The organism is Sphingomonas rosea (assembly GCF_039538065.1).
Classification (GTDB): domain Bacteria; phylum Pseudomonadota; class Alphaproteobacteria; order Sphingomonadales; family Sphingomonadaceae; genus Sphingomicrobium; species Sphingomicrobium rosea.
Genome location: NZ_BAABBR010000001.1, coordinates 2321040 through 2337934, shown reverse-complemented (window position 1 = coordinate 2337934; position 16895 = coordinate 2321040). Strand labels below are relative to the sequence as shown.

Annotated in this window: 16 protein-coding genes; 15 read left to right on the top strand and 1 reads right to left on the bottom strand. The window is 68.6% G+C overall.

Features of this window, described 5'->3' with window-relative positions:
• The first annotated feature begins 184 nt into the window (after nucleotides 1-184).
• The 14 genes from ffh to ABD693_RS11500 all read left to right on the top strand — a co-directional run bounded on the left by ffh (nucleotide 185) and on the right by ABD693_RS11500 (nucleotide 14762).
• Entirely contained in the window at nucleotides 185-1645 is a 1461-nt protein-coding gene (ffh, locus tag ABD693_RS11565) for a signal recognition particle protein (protein ID WP_344697222.1), read from the top strand.
• Nucleotides 1646-1672: 27 nt separating this feature from the next.
• Nucleotides 1673-2227 carry a 30S ribosomal protein S16 gene (gene rpsP / locus ABD693_RS11560; RefSeq protein WP_344697221.1) on the top strand — a complete coding sequence of 185 codons (555 nt, stop codon included), beginning with the start codon at nucleotides 1673-1675 and terminating at the stop codon, nucleotides 2225-2227.
• Nucleotides 2228-2305: 78 nt separating this feature from the next.
• The gene (gene rimM, locus ABD693_RS11555; protein WP_344697220.1) at nucleotides 2306-2788 is read left to right on the top strand and encodes a ribosome maturation factor RimM; all 483 of its coding nucleotides are present in this window, start codon (nucleotides 2306-2308) and stop codon (nucleotides 2786-2788) included.
• Nucleotides 2789-2860: 72 nt separating this feature from the next.
• Complete coding sequence (locus ABD693_RS11550) at nucleotides 2861-5215, top strand: chemotaxis protein CheA (protein ID WP_344697219.1); 2355 nt, start codon at nucleotides 2861-2863, stop codon at nucleotides 5213-5215.
• On the top strand, nucleotides 5212-5655 hold the full coding sequence (locus ABD693_RS11545) for a chemotaxis protein CheW (protein ID WP_344697218.1): 444 nt from the start codon (nucleotides 5212-5214) through the stop codon (nucleotides 5653-5655). Before ABD693_RS11550 ends, ABD693_RS11545 begins: the two co-directional genes overlap by 4 nt.
• Nucleotides 5656-5739: 84 nt before the next feature.
• On the top strand, nucleotides 5740-6105 hold the full coding sequence (locus ABD693_RS11540) for a response regulator (RefSeq protein WP_029942318.1): 366 nt from the start codon (nucleotides 5740-5742) through the stop codon (nucleotides 6103-6105).
• A gap of 10 nt (nucleotides 6106-6115) precedes the next feature.
• Nucleotides 6116-7210: a chemotaxis protein CheB gene (locus ABD693_RS11535; RefSeq protein WP_344697217.1), complete on the top strand. Its 1095-nt coding sequence runs from the start codon at nucleotides 6116-6118 to the stop codon at nucleotides 7208-7210.
• Entirely contained in the window at nucleotides 7197-8033 is an 837-nt protein-coding gene (locus ABD693_RS11530) for a CheR family methyltransferase (RefSeq protein WP_344697216.1), read from the top strand. Before ABD693_RS11535 ends, ABD693_RS11530 begins: the two co-directional genes overlap by 14 nt.
• A gap of 112 nt (nucleotides 8034-8145) precedes the next feature.
• Nucleotides 8146-8778: an N-acetylmuramoyl-L-alanine amidase gene (locus ABD693_RS11525; protein WP_344697215.1), complete on the top strand. Its 633-nt coding sequence runs from the start codon at nucleotides 8146-8148 to the stop codon at nucleotides 8776-8778.
• A 77-nt stretch (nucleotides 8779-8855) separates the two neighbouring features.
• A complete protein-coding gene (ettA, locus tag ABD693_RS11520; protein ID WP_344697214.1) occupies nucleotides 8856-10535 on the top strand; it encodes an energy-dependent translational throttle protein EttA in 1680 nt (559 codons plus the stop codon).
• A gap of 74 nt (nucleotides 10536-10609) precedes the next feature.
• Nucleotides 10610-11002 carry an MAPEG family protein gene (locus ABD693_RS11515; protein ID WP_344697213.1) on the top strand — a complete coding sequence of 131 codons (393 nt, stop codon included), beginning with the start codon at nucleotides 10610-10612 and terminating at the stop codon, nucleotides 11000-11002.
• Between the two features lie 91 nt (nucleotides 11003-11093).
• Nucleotides 11094-11492: a BLUF domain-containing protein gene (locus ABD693_RS11510; protein ID WP_344697212.1), complete on the top strand. Its 399-nt coding sequence runs from the start codon at nucleotides 11094-11096 to the stop codon at nucleotides 11490-11492.
• 56 nt (nucleotides 11493-11548) lie between these two features.
• Entirely contained in the window at nucleotides 11549-14206 is a 2658-nt protein-coding gene (gene alaS, locus ABD693_RS11505) for an alanine--tRNA ligase (protein WP_344697211.1), read from the top strand.
• 70 nt (nucleotides 14207-14276) lie between these two features.
• The gene (locus tag ABD693_RS11500; protein WP_344697210.1) at nucleotides 14277-14762 is read left to right on the top strand and encodes a hypothetical protein; all 486 of its coding nucleotides are present in this window, start codon (nucleotides 14277-14279) and stop codon (nucleotides 14760-14762) included.
• Nucleotides 14763-14765: 3 nt separating this feature from the next.
• Here ABD693_RS11500 and ABD693_RS11495 read toward each other — a convergent pair whose 3' ends face one another.
• The gene (locus ABD693_RS11495) at nucleotides 14766-16499 is read right to left on the bottom strand and encodes a cation:proton antiporter domain-containing protein (protein WP_344697209.1); all 1734 of its coding nucleotides are present in this window, start codon (nucleotides 16497-16499) and stop codon (nucleotides 14766-14768) included.
• 83 nt (nucleotides 16500-16582) lie between these two features.
• On the opposite strand from ABD693_RS11495, the gene ABD693_RS11490 reads away from it, so the two are divergent.
• Nucleotides 16583-16792 (top strand): hypervirulence associated TUDOR domain-containing protein, encoded by a 210-nt coding sequence (locus tag ABD693_RS11490; protein WP_344697208.1) that lies wholly within the window; start codon nucleotides 16583-16585, stop codon nucleotides 16790-16792.
• The last annotated feature ends 103 nt before the right edge of the window (nucleotides 16793-16895 follow it).

Here is a 16895-nt window from a genome sequence, read left to right as displayed (position 1 = left end):
CAGAGGTTAGTTGTTCGGCAAGCGGCGCTGCGGCCACAGTTGAACTCATTCCGGCAATCGGCTAAGCGCCGCCCCGTCCTTCGTGACACATATCGATGAGCGCCTCTCGGGGCACGCTGGCCGGCAAGGTTTTGCCCGCCGGCGTCTTTCCGTTTTGCGCCTGTCGACCCGGAGTAGAGTGCCAATGTTCGAGACCCTCAGCGACCGCCTTGGCGGCGTGTTCGACAAGCTTCGCGGGCGCGGTGCGCTGACCGACGCCGACGTGCGCGCGGCCATGCGCGAGGTGCGCGTGGCGCTGCTCGAGGCCGACGTCGCGTTGCCGGTTGCGCGCGACTTCGTCGACCAGGTCACCGAGCGCGCGGTCGGGCAGGAAGTGCTCCGCTCGGTCACGCCGGGCCAGCAGGTCGTCAAGATCGTCAACGACGCGCTGGTCGAGATGCTGGGCGCCGACAGTGCCGAGCTCGAGCTCGCCGTCGCTCCGCCCGCGGTCATCATGATGGTCGGCCTTCAGGGCTCGGGCAAGACGACCAGCACCGCCAAGCTTGCCAAGCGGATCACCGAAAAGGACCGCAAGAAGGTCCTGATGGCGAGCCTCGACGTCGCCCGTCCGGCGGCGCAGGAGCAGCTCGCCGTGCTCGGCCGCCAGGCCAATGTCGACACGCTTCCGATCGTCCCCGGCCAGTCGCCGGTCGACATCGCGCGGCGCGCGCTCCAGTCGGCGCGCCTCCAGGGCTATGACGTGCTGCTGCTCGACACCGCGGGCCGTCTCCACGTCGACGACAGCCTGATGGGCGAGATGAAGGCGGTCGCCGAGACCAGCCGCCCCGCCGAGACCCTGCTGGTGGTCGACAGCCTGACCGGCCAGGACGCGGTCAACGTCGCCAAGGGCTTCGGTACCCAGATCGACCTCACCGGTGTCATCCTCACCCGTATGGACGGCGATGCGCGCGGCGGCGCGGCGCTGTCGATGCGCGCGGTCACCGGCAAGCCGATCAAGTTCGCCGGCACCGGTGAGGGCCTCGACGCGATCGAGCCCTTCCACCCGAGCCGTGTCGCCGGCCGGATCCTTGGCATGGGCGACGTCGTCAGCCTCGTCGAGCGCGCGGCCGAGACGATCAAGGTCGACGAGGCCGAGAAGCTCGCGGCCAAGATGGCCAAGGGCAAGTTCGACCTCGACGACCTGCGCATGCAGCTCGCCCAGATGCAGCGCATGGGCGGCCTCGGTGCGCTTGCCGGCATGATGCCGGGCATGAAGGGCATGAAGGGCGCGATGGAGAAGGCGCAGGACGGCAAGGCGCTGATCCACCTCGAGGCGATGCTGTCCTCGATGACCGCGACCGAGCGGGCCAAGCCTGGCCTGATCAACGCCAAGCGCAAGATCCGCATCGCCAAGGGCGCCGGACGGACCGTTCAGGACGTCAACAAGCTCCTCAAGATGCACCAGGAAATGGAAGGCGCGATGAAGCGCCTCAAGAAGATGGGCGGCCTCGGCAAGCTCGCCGCCATGTTCGGCAAGGGCGGCATCGAGGGCGCGATGGGGGGCCTGCTCCCCGGTGCCGGTGCGGGCGGCGGGCTTCCGGGCCTGCCGGGCGGCTCCAAACCATTCGGCCTGCCTCCGGGCGGCGAGAAATTCGGCAAGAAATAACAACGATCTGAAAGAAGGAAGACAACAATGGCAGTAGCAATTCGCCTCGCTCGCGGTGGCAGCAAGAAGCGTCCCTATTACCGCGTCGTCGTGGCCGACAGCCGCAACGCGCGCGATGGCCGCTTCATCGAGAAGGTCGGCACCTACAACCCGCTGCTGGCGAAGGATTCGCCCGAGCGCGTCAAGCTCGACCACGACCGCATCAGCCACTGGCTGAGCGTCGGCGCGCAGCCGACCGATCGCGTCGCCCGCTTCCTCGACGCCGCCGGCCTCAAGGAGCGCACCGCGCGCAACAACCCGAACAAGGGCAAGCCGGGCGAGAAGGCCACCGAGCGCGCCGAGGAGCGTGCGACCAAGGCTGCTGAAGCCGCCGAGGCTGCTGCCGCTGCCGCGGCCGAGCCGGCGCCGGCCGAAGAGCCCGCCGCCGAGGAAGTGGTCGCCGAGGAAGCTGCCGCCGAGACCCCGGCCGTGACCGAGGAAGCGCCGGCCGCCGAGGAAGTCAGCGCCCCGACCCAGCCCGAGCCGGCTGAAGGTTCGGACGATGCCGCCCCGGCCGAAGGCGCCGAGAAGGCCGAGGGCTAAGCCCTTCGTCATCGACTTCGCTCGGGACGCGCGGACTGTTCGTCCGTTCGTTCCGGGCGAAGCCGGGACATGTTGCACATGACCGACCGCATCACCCTAGCCGCCATCGCCGGCGCCCATGGCGTCCGCGGCGAGGTGCGCCTCAAGCTGTTCGGAGACGGGCCCGAGAGCCTGCGCGCCCATGACAAGCTCCACGTCGGCGGCCAGCTGCGTCGGCTGCTCAACGTCGGCGGGACCGCCAAGAGCCCGACCGCCCGTTTCGAGGGCGTCTCCGACCGCAATGCCGCCGAGGCGCTGCGCGGCACCCTGGTCGAGGTCGACCGTGACGCCTTGCCGCCACTCGAGGACGGCGAATATTATCACGCCGACCTCCTTGGCCTGCCGTGCGTCGACCCGTCGGGCGAAGCGCTCGGCACCGTGGTCGCGGTCGAGAATTTCGGCGCCGGCGACCTCCTCGAAATCGAGCGGGAAGGGGGCAAGCGTGCGCTCATTCCGTTCCGGCCCGGCATCGCTGACCTCGCCGACGGCCGCATCACCTGCGACCCGGCCTTCCTCGCATGAGGCCCCACTAACGCGGCCTTAACCCTCCGCCGCTAACCCGTCCCCACGCGCTGAACCATGCGAAGTGGACTCATGGACGATTTGATTGCCGATTTCGTCTCCGAATGCCGGGACATGCTCGAGAGCCTGGGCGGGGAAATCGTCGCTTGGGAGGCGCAGCCGCAGGACCGCGCGCGCCTCGACAGCATCTTCCGCTTTGTCCACACGGTGAAGGGCAATTGCGGCTTCTTCGACTTTCCCCGGCTGGAGGCGCTGAGCCATGCCGCCGAGGACGCGCTCGCCGACGTCCGCGCCGGCCGCCGCCAGCCCGACGCGCCTTTGGTCAGCGCCGTGCTCGCGGTGATCGACCGGATCGGCGAGATGATCGAGGTGATCGCGGCGGGCAATCCGCTTCCCGACGGCGATGACGGCGACCTCATCCATGCACTGAAGCCCGGCGCCGAACAGCCCGCGCCCGCCGCGCCGGCCGCGCCGGCCGGCAACCCCGTCGCCAATGCCTTTGTCAGCGGCGCCGCGCCGCGCACCATCCGCCTGTCGGTCGATCTCCTCGACCGGATGATGAGCGGCGTGTCCGACCTCGTGCTCGCCCGCAACGAACTCGCCCGCCGGCTTCGCGACAGCGACACCGACGTCTCGGTCGACAGCGCCTTCGAGCGGATGAGCGGGATCATCGCCGAAATGCGCGACGCCATCACCCGCACCCGCATGCAGCGGATCGAGAGCCTGTTCGTCGGCCTGCCGCGCATGGTCCGCGACATTTCCGCCGAACTCGGCAAGCAGGTGATGGTCGACATCGACGGGGGCGACGTCGAGCTTGACCGCGAGATGATCGAGATGATCCGCGATCCCCTGACCCACATCGTCCGCAATGCGGTCGACCACGGGATCGAGCCCCCGGCCGAGCGCCTCAAGGCCGGCAAGCGCGAGATCGGCCTGCTGTGCGTCTCGGCACGCCAGTCGGGCAACCAGATCCTGATCGACATCGTCGACGACGGCCGCGGGATCGACGGCAAGAAGCTCGTCACCAAGGCGCTCGACATCGGCATCATCGAAAGCGGTGACGCCGCACGGATGAGCCCGCGCGAGCAACTGAACCTCATCTTCGAGGCCGGCTTCTCGACCGCCGCCGCGGTGACCAGCATTTCGGGACGCGGCGTGGGCATGGACGTCGTCCGCTCCAACGTCGAACGGATCGGCGGGCTGGTCGAGGTCGAAAGCAAGGTCGGGCAGGGGACCCGCATGACCCTGCGCGTGCCGCTGACCCTCACCATCATCCCTGCGCTGACCGTCTCGATCGGCCACCAGCATTTCGCCATCCCCCGTGTCGCGATCGAGGAGATCGTCCGGGCGAGCGGCGAGAGCGTCCAGCTGTCGCATGTCGGGGGAGCCGGCATCGTCACCATCCGTGGCCGCCGCGTGCCCGAGATCGTGCTCGCCGAGGTGCTCGGCCTCGGCAGCGACGTCGCGGCCGCCGACCGTACCCTCATCGTCCTCAAGCCTGCGGGCGGCGACGTCTATGCACTGGCGGTCGACAAGGTCCACGACCACGAGGAACTGGTGGTGAAGCCCGCCGCGCCCGCGGTGATGGCGACCGGCCTTTACGCCGGCACCACGCTCGCCGACGACGGGTCGCCGATCCTGCTGTTCGACCCCGCCGGCCTGGCGCGGGTCGGGGGGGTCCGCTTCGAGGCGCAGGAGCGGAGCGTCCGCCTCCTCGAAGAGACCGTGCCCGACGCAGCCGAGGCCCAGACCCCCGTGCTCCTGTTCCGCGACCTGGCCGGAACGCGCCGTGCGATCCGCCTCGGGGTGGTCGACCGGATCGAGGAAGTGCCGCCGTCCGCCGTCAGCTTCGCCGCGGGCCGGATGCGGGTCCAGCTCGGCGACGACATCCTGCCGCTTTCGGGGATGGACGTGCCGCCGGTGGGCGAGGGCAAGGTTCGCCTGTTCCGCCTGTCCGACGGCGCGAGCCAGCTCGGGCTCGCCTTCCGCGACGTCATCGACCTCGACGCCATCGCCGAGAGCATCATTCCGGCCGACGTGCCCGGCGCGGTCGAGGGCGTCACCCTCGTCGCGGGCGAACCGGCCGAGCTGGTCGACGCCCACTGGCTGTTCGCGACGCAGGCCCACGGCCTCGCCGCCGACACCCCGCCGCTCTGCAAGCTCGACCTTACCGACGCGTGGGTCCGCAACATGCTCCGACCGATCGTCGAGGCGGCGGGCTATCGCGTGCTGCCGAGCGATGCCGCGGTCACCGCCGACCTCGCCATTGCCTGGGCCGGGTCCGAGCCCGCCACCGCCGCCGGCCGCACCCTTTTCCTCAGCGCCGAGGCCAATGCACCGGCGAACGAGAACCACATCTATCGCTACGACCGCGCTGGCCTCCTGCTCGCGCTGCGCGATGCCGCCGCCAAGGGAGGCGCCAAGTGAACGAACTGCTGCTCGTGGTCGAGATCGCCGGCCAGCGCGTCGCCATGCGCGCGGCGCAGGTCGAAAGCGTAGTCGAGCTCGACACCTTGATCCCGGTCCCGCGCGCGGCCGAGCATGTCGCGGGCCTGTCGGCGCTCCGCAGCCGCGTGCTCACCGTCATCTGCTGTCGCCGCTCGCTCGGCCTTCCGGTGCCCGAGTTCGGCGATGGCATCCTCGAGGCGGCGGTCGTCGAACTCGACGGCCACCATTATGCGCTGATCGTCGATGGGGTCGAGGACGTGGTCGAGGCTGCTGGCGATCCCACCCCGGTCCGCGCCGCCATGGGCGAGGGCTGGGAGCGCGTGTCCTCGGGCATGGTTGAGACCGAGGAAGGCGCGCTGCTCCTGGTCGACGTCGCGGCACTGATCGGCGGCCCAGAACTTGCCCGCCAGGCGGCGTGACAGCGCTTTCTTAACCCTCTGCGGCATAAGACCGCGCCAAGACTGCGAAATTCCACGGCCATCAATATGGATCGGTGCTCCCTTATGAAGACCTGCCTTATCGTCGACGACTCCAAGGTCATCCGGAAGGTCGCGCGTCACATCCTCGAGACGCTCGAATTCAGCGTCGAGGAGGCCGGTGACGGCCGCGAGGCCCTCGAGCGCTGCGAAGCGGCGATGCCCGACGTCGTGCTGCTCGACTGGAACATGCCGGTGATGAGCGGGATGGAGTTCCTGAAGCTCCTTCGCCAACGCGGCCACAGCGACCAGCCCAAGGTCGTCTTCTGCACCACCGAGAACGACATGGCCCATATCCGCGCCGCCCTCGAAGCGGGCGCGGACGAATATGTGATGAAGCCGTTCGACCGCGAAACACTCCACATCAAGCTCCAGCTCGTCGGCGTCGCCTGAGGCACGGATCGTGGCTTCGGCGCTCGCCAGACAGTCCGCGGCGCCCCATCGACCGCAGGACCGGCCGATCCGGCTGATGATCGTCGACGATTCGATGGTCGCGCGTGCGGTGCTGACCCGGATGGTCGAGCTCGGCGGCGGGATCGAGATCGCCGCGGTCGCCGGTACCGCCGAGGATGCGGTCGAGGCGCTCGCCCACGTCCGCGTCGACGTCATCCTCCTCGACCTCGAAATGCCGGGCGCCGGGGGCCTCAACAAGCTGCCCGACATCCTGCGCGTCGCGCGCGGCGCGCGGGTCCTGATCGTTTCCAGCCTTGCCGAGGAAGGAGCGGCCGAGACCGTCCGCGCGCTCGCCGAGGGCGCTGCCGACACCCTGCTCAAGCCCGGCACCGGCCGCATCCAGGGCCGTTTCGCCGATCATCTCATGGCCAAGATCCGCGCGCTTGGCGTCACTCCGGTCGAGGAAGAGCCGGTCGGCGCGATGCGACCCGCGCCGATGCGCGCCATGGGAAGCGAACCGCTGTCGATCCTCGCGGTCGGCGCTTCGACCGGCGGAATCCATGCGCTCGGCCGCTTCTTCGCCGACCTGCCGCGCCGGATCGACGCGCCGATCGTCGTCACCCAGCATCTGCCGCCGCCCTTCATGGACGTCTTCGCCCGCCAGCTCGGGACCGCCGCCAAGCGCGTGACGCGGATCGCGGTCGAGGGCATGCGCCTCGTCGACGACGAGATCGTGATTGCGCCCGGCGACGCCCATCTGACGGTCGAGCAGCGCCGCGATTCGCTTTACGTGCGCCTGACCGGCGGCCGCGCCGCGAGCGGCTGCCTGCCGAGCGTCGACCCGATGTTTGCCTCGATCGCCGCGCTGAAGCGCCCCGGCAGTGTCGGAGTGATCCTCTCCGGCATGGGCCGCGACGGGGTCGAGGGCTCGGCCGCGCTGGTCGCCGCCGGCGGATCGGTGTTGGTCCAGGACGAGGAGACGAGCGCGGTCTGGGGCATGCCCCGCGCGGTCGCCGAGGCCGGCCTTGCCGCCGCCATCCTGCCGCCGGAGAAACTTGCCCGTCGTGTTGCGTCCCGGATCGGCCAGAACCATGCAGATAAGTGACTCGAGTTCACGTATTCTCGCCGGCCTGCTCGAGGCGCGGACCGGCCAGCAGCTGACCATGAGCCGCCGCTGGCGGCTCGAGACGGCCCTGTCGTCGCTCCTGCGCGAACGCGGCATCGCCAGCATCGACGAGCTCATCACCATTCTCGTCATGGGCCGCGAGCCCAGCCTGTCGACCCGCGTGGTGGAGGCCCTGTTGAACAACGAAACCTATTTCTTCCGCGACCGCGTGCCGTTCGACCTCCTCGAGAGCGCCGCGCTGCCCGAGCTCGCCCGGCGGCGCGAGGCGAGCCGGACATTGCGCATCTGGTCGGCGGGCTGCTCGGCAGGCCAGGAAGTCTATAGCCTCGCCATGCTGTTCGCCGAGGATGCGGCGCGCTGGAACGGCTGGACGATCGACATCGTCGGCACCGACGTCAGCGAGAGCATCGTTGAGCGCGCCCGCGCCGGCACCTATTCGCAGTTCGAGGTCCAGCGCGGACTCGGTATCCAGCAGATGATCCGCTGGTTCGACGAAACCCCGGTCGGCTGGCGCGCGGCGGAATCCTTGCGCAAGTCGATCCGCTTCCAGGTCCACAACATCCTCGAGGGTGCGCCGCACCCGGGCCGCTTCGACCTCATCCTGTGTCGCAACGTCCTTCTCTATCTCAATGATTCGACCCGGCGAAAGGCATTCGACCGCCTTTCGGCCTCGCTCGCGCCCGACGGCTGGCTCATGCTCGGGGCAGGGGAGACGGTGATCGGCCAGTCGCCGCTCCTCGAGACCGACCGCGAGATGCGGGGACTGTATCGGTTGAAGGACGTGACCGCGAAGGCGGCCTGATCCGGAACCGGCGTCAGGCTTGACCTTGATCGCTTTGCATTGTCCCTAAGCGCTCGTGGACTTCATCAGCCGACCCTCGCCAAACCATGACGAACGCGCCGCGCCCGTCAGCATGATCGTTCTCCATTACACCGGCATGCCCACCTGCGAGGGGGCGCTCGACCGGCTCTGCTCGCCCGACGCCAAGGTGTCCGCGCACTACTGCATCGACGAGGACGGCACTATCTACCACCTCGTCGACGAGGAGCGCCGCGCCTGGCACGCGGGCAAGAGCTACTGGCGCGGCGTGCGCGACATCAACAGCGCGAGCATCGGCATCGAGATCGTCAATCCGGGCCACGAATTCGGCTATCGCCCCTTTCCGGACGAGCAGGTCGCCGCGCTGATCCCGCTGGTCGCGCGGATCAAGGACCGGCACGGCATCGGCCGCGGCAACGTCGTGGGTCATTCGGACATCGCGCCGACCCGCAAGGAAGATCCCGGCGAGCTCTTCCCGTGGGAGGCGCTCGCCAAGCGCCGGCTCGCGCTGCCGAGCCCGACCCGCAACCTCATCGACCCTTACTGGAGCGACGCCGCCTTCCTGCTCGCGCTCGAGCGCTTCGGCTATGATGTCGCCGACAGCTGGAAGGCCGTGATCGCCTTCCAGCGCCGCTTCCGGCCCGAGCGGATCGACGGGATCATCGACGGCGAATGCCGGGCCAAGCTCCTCGCGCTGCTGCTGCCACGGCCGCAGGGCGAGCCCTGACGCTAGGCAAAGGCGCGCCAAGCGACTATCTGGCGCGCAACCCCTTTCAGACCGTCTAGCTAAGGATCCGCGACCCCATGGCCGCTCAATATGCCTTCGTGATGAAGAATCTCACGAAGACCTTCCCCGGTGCGAACAAGCCGACCCTCAACAACATCAACCTGCAATTCTACCAGGGTGCCAAGATCGGCATCGTCGGTCCGAACGGCGCCGGTAAGTCGACGCTGATCAAGATCATGGCCGGGCTCGACAGCGAGTTCACCGGCGAGGCGTGGGCGGGCGAGAACATCACCGTCGGCTACCTGCCGCAGGAGCCCGAGCTCGACCCCAACAAGACCGTGCTCGAGAACGTCAAGGACGGCGCGCGCGACGTCGCCGACATGGTCGATCGTTTCAACGCCATTTCGGCCGAGATGGGCGATCCCAAGGACGACACCGACTTCGACGCGCTGATGGAGGAGATGGGCGAACTCCAGGGCAAGATCGACGCGGTCGATGGCTGGACGCTCGACAACCAGCTCGAGATCGCGATGGAAGCGTTGCGCTGCCCGCCGTCGGACTGGTCGGTCCAGGACCTGTCGGGCGGTGAGAAGCGCCGCGTCGCGCTCACCCGCCTCCTGATCCAGAAGCCCTCGATCCTGCTCCTCGACGAGCCGACCAACCACCTCGACGCCGAAAGCGTCCAGTGGCTGGAGACGCACCTCAAGGAATATGCGGGCGCGGTGCTGATGATCACCCACGATCGCTACTTCCTCGACAATGTCGTCGAATGGATCCTCGAGCTCGATCGCGGTTCCTATTATCCCTACGAAGGAAACTACTCCACCTATCTGGAAAAGAAGGCGAAACGCCTCGATCAGGAAAGCCGCGAGGAGAGCGGCAAGCAGAAGGCGCTGGCGCGCGAACTCGAGTGGATCCGGCAGACCCCGGCGGCCCGCCAGAGCAAGTCCAAGGCGCGTATCCGCAAGTTCGAGCAGCTCCAGGACGCACAGGACGACCGGCGGATCGGCAAGGCGCAGATCGTCATCCAGGTGCCCGAGCGCCTTGGCGGCAAGGTCATCGAGGTCGAGAACATCTCGAAGGCCTATGGCGACAAGCTCCTGTTCGAGGACCTGTCCTTCACCCTCCCGCCGGGCGGTATCGTCGGCGTCATCGGGCCCAACGGCGCGGGCAAGTCGACGCTGTTCCGGATCCTCACCGGCAAGGAACAGCCCGACAGCGGCACGGTCGAGATGGGCGAGACCGTCCGCCTCGGCTATGTCGACCAGAGCCGCGACCACCTCGATCCCAAGAAGAACGTTTGGGAGGAGATTTCGGACGGGCTCGATTACATGAAGGTCAACGGTCAGGACGCCTCGACCCGCGCCTATGTCGGCGCCTTTAACTTCAAGGGTCCGGACCAGCAGAAGAACGTCGGCAAGCTGTCGGGCGGTGAACGCAACCGCGTCCACATGGCCAAGATGCTCAAGCAGGGCGGCAACGTGCTCCTGCTCGACGAACCGACCAACGATCTCGACGTCGAGACCTTGGGTGCGCTTGAGGAAGCGATCGAGAATTTCGCGGGCTGCGCCGTGGTCATCAGCCACGACCGCTTCTTCCTCGACCGCCTCGCGACGCACATCCTCGCTTTCGAGGGCAACAGCCACGTCGAATGGTTCGAGGGCAATTTCGAGGCTTACGAGGAAGACAAGCGCCGTCGCCTCGGGCCCGAAGCCGACCGCCCTACCCGGACCAGCTACAAGAAGCTCGGCCGCTAGGGTCTTGGCCCGGTCTTGAGCCGGGAACCACTCTCCGCCATGCAGGAGCCCTCACCATCGGAGGGGGCTCCTGCATGACCGATTATCCGCTCACTGCCGCGAGCCTGCTGCTCGCTTGCGCGATCTTCTTCTGGGCGATGTTCCTCGTTGGACGCGCGCGCGGCAAGTACCAGGTGCAGGCCCCCGCGGTGACCGGCGCGCCCGAGTTCGAACGCGTCTTCCGCGCGCAGCAGAACACGGTCGAGCAGATGATCGTCTTCGTGCCGCTGCTCGCGCTCGCCGCGGCCTTCTGGGGCGACAAATGGGGTGCGGTCTATGGCCTCGTCTGGTGCGCGGGGCGGTTCCTCTACATCACCACCTATGCCGCCGATGCGCAGAAGCGCGCGGTCGGCTTCATGGTCACCGCGCTCTCCTCGATGCTGGTGCTGGCAGGCCTTGCGATCACCCTTCTGCTGCGCTTTCTCTAACCTCGATCAAGCCGTTTACCGATCGTTAAACCTCCGCGCTTAACCGGGCAGCGGGGCGGGGGCCTTTTGCGTATTTTCGAGGCCGCAGTGCATGGAACAGATCGTCTATGTGAGTACCGCGAAGGTCATGCCCGACCAGGCGATGATCGAGAGCATCCTGTCGGTGTCGCGGGAGAATAACCGGCGCGACCAGCTGACGGGCCTGCTTGTCACCGGCGGCCGCCGCTTCCTCCAGGTGCTCGAAGGACCGACCGACCAGCTCGAGGCCGCTTATGCCCGCATTCGCGTCGACTCGCGTCACTTCGCACTGGTGCAGTTGTCGCGCCGCCCGATCCTGACCCGCAGCTTCGACCAATGGGACATGGGCTTCGAGCAGGGCTATGCCGCGCCACTGACCGAGGTCGTGGCGCAGCTGACCGAGCGCGTGGCCGATCCCGACCTCAAGGCGCAGTTCCGCTCCTTTGCCGAACTGCACGGCCAGCCCGCATAAACGGGGGCCACGGGTCACCTTCCGCAGCGCAGCATGGGCGTGCTAGAGCGCGGCCCATGACCTCGACCAACGACATTCGCCGCAGCTTCCTCGACTATTTCGCCGCCGCCGAGCACAGCCCGCAGGCGTCGGCGCCGCTGGTGCCGCAGAACGATCCGACGCTGATGTTCGTGAACGCCGGCATGGTCCCGTTCAAGAACGTCTTCACCGGCCTCGAGACCCGTTCCTTCAAGCGCGCCGTATCGTCGCAGAAGTGCGTCCGGGCGGGCGGCAAGCACAACGACCTCGACAATGTCGGCTACACCGCGCGCCACCACACCTTCTTCGAAATGCTCGGCAATTTCTCGTTCGGCGACTATTTCAAGGATCGCGCGATCGAGCTCGCCTGGAACCTGCTGACCCGCGAGTGGGGGCTGCCCAAGGACAAATTGACGGTCACCGTCTACCACACCGACGACGAGGCGTTCGGCCTGTGGCAGAAGATCGCCGGCCTGCCCGACGAGCGGATCATCCGCATCGCCACCAAGGACAATTTCTGGGCGATGGGCCCCGACGGTCCCTCGGGGCCGTGCAGCGAGATCTTCTACGATCATGGCGACCACATCCCCGGCGGGCCTCCGGGCAGCCCGAACGAGGACGGCGACCGCTTCGTCGAGATCTGGAACCTCGTCTTCATGCAGCACCTGCAGGAAAATGACGTCATCGTCTCCGACCTGCCGCGGCCCTCGATCGACACCGGCATGGGCCTCGAGCGCATCGCCGCGGTCATGCAGGGGGTGCATGACAATTACGACACCGACACCTTCAAGGCGCTGGTCGCGGCGTCGGAAGCGCTGACCAGGACCACCGCCGAGGGCGACCGCCAGGCTTCGCACCGCGTCATCGCCGACCATCTGCGGGCGTCGAGCTTCCTCATCGCCGACGGCGTGCTGCCCGCGAACGAGGGCCGCGGCTATGTGCTGCGCCGGATCATGCGCCGCGCGATGCGCCACGCGCACCTGCTCGGCGCCTCCGAGCCGCTGATGCACCGCCTCGTCCCCGCGCTGTCGGCCGAGATGGGGGCAGCCTATCCCGAACTGATCCGCGCCCAGCCGCTGATCGAAGCAACGCTGCGCCAGGAAGAGACCCGCTTCCGACAGACGCTGGCGAACGGCCTTCGCCTCCTTGACGAGGCGACGGCGGGCATGGGCGAGGGGGGTACGTTGCCCGGCGCCACGGCCTTCAAGCTCTATGACACCTTCGGTTTCCCCTACGATCTCACCGAGGATGCGCTTCGCGCGCAGGGGCTCGAGGTCGACCGCGCCGGTTTCGACGCCGCCATGGCCGAGCAGAAGGCCCGCGCCCGCGCCGCCTGGAAGGGCTCGGGCCAGGCCGCGTCGGAGGAAGTCTGGTTCGATCTCGCCGAGGAACACGGCGCGACCGAATTCACCGGATATGCCGGCCATGACGGCGAGGGCGTGGTCCTCGGCATCGTCCGTGACGGCCAGAAGGTCGAGACGCTCAACGAAGGCGAGACCGGGCAGATCATCCTCAACCAGACGCCCTTCTACGCCGAGAGCGGCGGGCAGGTCGGCGACAACGGAAAGCTGAGTACGTTGAAGGGCTTCGCGGCCGACGTGACCGACACGTCGAAGCAGCTTGGCAAGCTTCACGTGCTCACCGCAACCGCGACCGCGGGCAGCCTCGCCGTTGGCGAGCCCGTCCTCCAGCAGGTCGACGAGGAGCGCCGCCGCGCGATCCGCGCCAACCACAGCGCGACCCATTTGCTCCACGCCGCGCTCCGCCGCCGGCTCGGTAGCCATGTCACGCAGAAGGGCAGCCTCGTCGCCCCCGACCGGCTACGTTTCGATTTCGCGCACAATGCCGCGATGAGCCCCGATGACATCGCCGCGGTCGAGGCCGAGGTGAACTTCCACATTCGCCGCAACGATCCCGTCTCGACCCGCCTGATGACGCCCGACGAAGCGATCGCCGAAGGCGCGATGGCGCTGTTCGGCGAGAAGTACGGCGACGAGGTCCGCGTGCTCTCGATGGGGCGCGGCGACGAGGGCACTTACAGCGTCGAACTGTGCGGGGGCACGCACGTCAACGCGCTCGGCGACATCGCCATCTTCAAGATTATCGGCGAAAGCGCCGTCTCCTCGGGCGTTCGCCGGATCGAGGCGCTGACCGGCGAGGCCGCGCGCCAGTGGCTGCTCGACCGCGATCAGCGCCTTCGAACCATCGCCGCGAGTCTCAAGGCCTCGCCCGACGAGGCCCCGGGGCGGGTCGCTGCGCTGGTCGAGCAGACCCGCAAGCTCGAGCGCGAGCTCGCCGACGCCAGGCGCCAGATCGCGCTCGGCGGCGGCGGCGGCGGGCAGGCGGCGGCCGGCCCGGAGGAGATTGGCGGCATCGGCTTCCTCGGCCGCGTGGTCGAGGGGCTCGACCCCAAGGCGCTCCGCTCCGAACTCGACGCGATGAAGGGTCAGCTCGGCTCGGGTGTTGCGGCGCTGATCGCCGTCAATGACGGCCGCGCCTCGGTTGCCGCGGGCATCACCGCCGACCTCGCCGGCAAGCTGAGCGCGGTCGATCTCGTCAAGGCGGCGGTCGCGACACTCGGCGGGCAGGGTGGGGGCGGCCGTCCCGACATGGCGCAGGGCGGTGGTCCGGACGGCGCCAAGGCGCCGCAAGCCCTCGAGTCGATCAAGGCGGCGCTGGCGGCGGTCAGCGCCTGAACGTCACGCCTGGGGTGACATGGTCGCGCCCGACGGGCAGGTTGGGCGCTTCGAACAGGGGAATTGATCGATGATCGAGTTTGCGTTGCTTGCCGTCGCTGCCGCGACCCAGCCTGTCGCGCCGCCGGCGCCGCCCGCGCCACCGCCCGTGATCCCTATTCCGGCTCCGCCCTCGCCGGTGCGGCCCGATCGGCTGCTTCGGCCGCCGGTCGCCGTCCAGGTCCGCGTCTCGGGGGCCGGCAGGGTGCTGTTCGCGGACACGCTTCGTGTCGGGCCGATCGGAGCCAATTTCCAGCAGTCGCAGCGCGAGGCGGGCGAGCAGCTGTGCTCGACCGGCCTGTCGACCTCGAGCCGCAACCTGCAGCTTTCGGTCCAGCCGACCTACGACAATGCCGAGCGCTATCGCGTGTCGGTGAGCTGGAGCCGGCCGGTCGGGAGCGGATGCGACGTGGGATCGCGTACGGCCAGCGCCGACCAGTCGGTGCTCCTGCCGCCGGGCCAGACGGTCCGGATCGAGGGCGACGGCGGGCTGCTTGTCGAGCTGACCCGCCGCTGAGGTCTAGCGCCGCCGCCCTAGCATCGGCTCTTCGACCAGCTCGCCCTCCTCACGGATTGCGGCGCGGAGCTGGCTGCGCTTCTCGTGGATCGAGGCGATGACGGGGCCCATGGCGACGCCGATGTCGACCAGCACCGCCTCGCTCATCTGGAGCGAGCCTTCCATCGTCTCGGGCACCGCGTCGGTCGCGCCGGCCTTGTAGAGCTGCGCGGCATGCGCACCGTCGCGGGCGCGGGCGATGATCGAGAGGTCGGGGCAGGCATCGCGTGCGTCGCGTGACAGCCGGACGGTCAGCACGGGATCGTCCATCGTCAGGACGAGCGCGGCGGCCTCGCTGAGGTGGAAGCGCTCGACCGCGTCACCGCGCGCGACGTCGCCGAACAGCACCTGATACCCCTCCGCGCGCGCCGCCGCGACGCAGTCGATGTCGCCGTCGACCGCGAAATAAGGGCGGCCATGCTCGGCCATCATGTCGGCGACGATCCGTCCGACGCGGCCGAAGCCGAAGATGATGGTCTTGCCCGCCGTGTCCGACGCGCCGCTGCTCAGGGCCTGCGGATCGACCCGCCGCGCCATCCGCTTGCCGAGGGCCGCAAGGAGCGGGGTGAGGGTTAGCCCGAGCGCGGTGACAAGGGTCCAGAAGGCCACGGTCGGACCGGACAGCACGCCCGCCGCCAGTGCGCTCGCCAGCACGATCAGGGTCAGCTCGGATGGACTCGCCATCAGCAGGCTCGCCTCGAGCGCGGTCCCGGTCCGCAGCCGCCGCCAGCGCGCCAGGGCGAAGATGACCGCCGCCTTGACCAGCAGCAGCGCGGCCGTCGCGGCAAGCAATGCGGGCCAGTCGGCCGCGAGCGCGGCAAGGTCCAGCCGCATCCCGACCGTGATGAGGAAGATGCCGAGCGCCAGCCCGCGGAGGGGGGCGGTAATGACCTCGACCTCGGCATGATAGTCGGTCTCGGCGATCAACAGGCCCGCGATCAGCGCGCCCGCCGCCGCTCCGAGCCCGACCGCGCCGGTGGCGAGGCATGCGAGCATCAGGACAAGCAGCGAGATGGCGAGGAAAAGCTCGGGGTTCTTGGTCCGTGCCGCCTGTGCGAACAGGCGTGGAAGCAGGACCCGGCCCGCGACCAGCAGCCCGGCCAGCATGACAATCCCGCCCGCGAGCGTCGTCGCCAGCGCCTCGGGCCCACCCTTGGCGTCGAGCAGGAACAGGAGCGGGACGAGGCTGAGGTCCTGCAAGAGCAGGATGGCGAGCGCGGTCCTGCCCGTGGCGGTGCCGGTACCGGCGAGCGGCATGACGATCGCGGTCGAACTCATCGCCAGCGCGAGGCCGAGGATGAGGCTCGCGCCCGGGGACAGACCGCCGAGCAGCATCGCGCCGGCGCCCACCAGCAGTCCGCTCAGTAGCATCTGTGCGCCGCCCAATCCGATCACCCGGCGCCGCATCGCCCACAGCCTCCGGAAACTGAGCTCGAGCCCGATCCCGAACAACAGCATCAGGATGCCGATCTCGGCGAATGGCTCGATGCGCGCGCGGTCGTCGATCGTCAGCGGTCCGAGCCAGGGATAGGCGTCGGCGAGGCGCCCAAGGCCGGCGGGGCCGATCGCGGCGCCGACGAGGATGAAGCCGATCACGGGAGAGATACGCACCCTCGCGAAGGCCGGGATGACGACCCCGGCCGCGCCGAGGATCACCAGTGCGTCATGCAATCCCTGTCCGCCAACGTCGCCCGCCATACGCCCTTGTGCCGTAGGTCGCCGAAGGAGCCAAGCGCGCCGCTTGGGGGTTGGCCGATCAGAAGAAAACGAGGAGAGAAATCATGGCGGAGAAGACGCTCAAGGCCGGCGACAAGGTCAGCTGGTCGAGCCACGGCGGCGAAGCGCATGGCAAGGTGATCAAGAAGATCACCAAGCCGATGGACATCAAGGGCCATCACGTCGCGGCCTCGAAGGACAATCCGGAATATCTGGTGAAGACCGCCGAGGGCAAGGAAGCCGCGCACAAGGCGGGCTCGCTCAAGAAGGGGTGAGGCCCGGCGAGTCGGCGCCGGCGAATCGGCGCGGCGCCGGCTTGATTACTCTCGACGCGAACTGGGCGTCGTCAGGCGCTGAACCGACGCGGTTGACCATTTG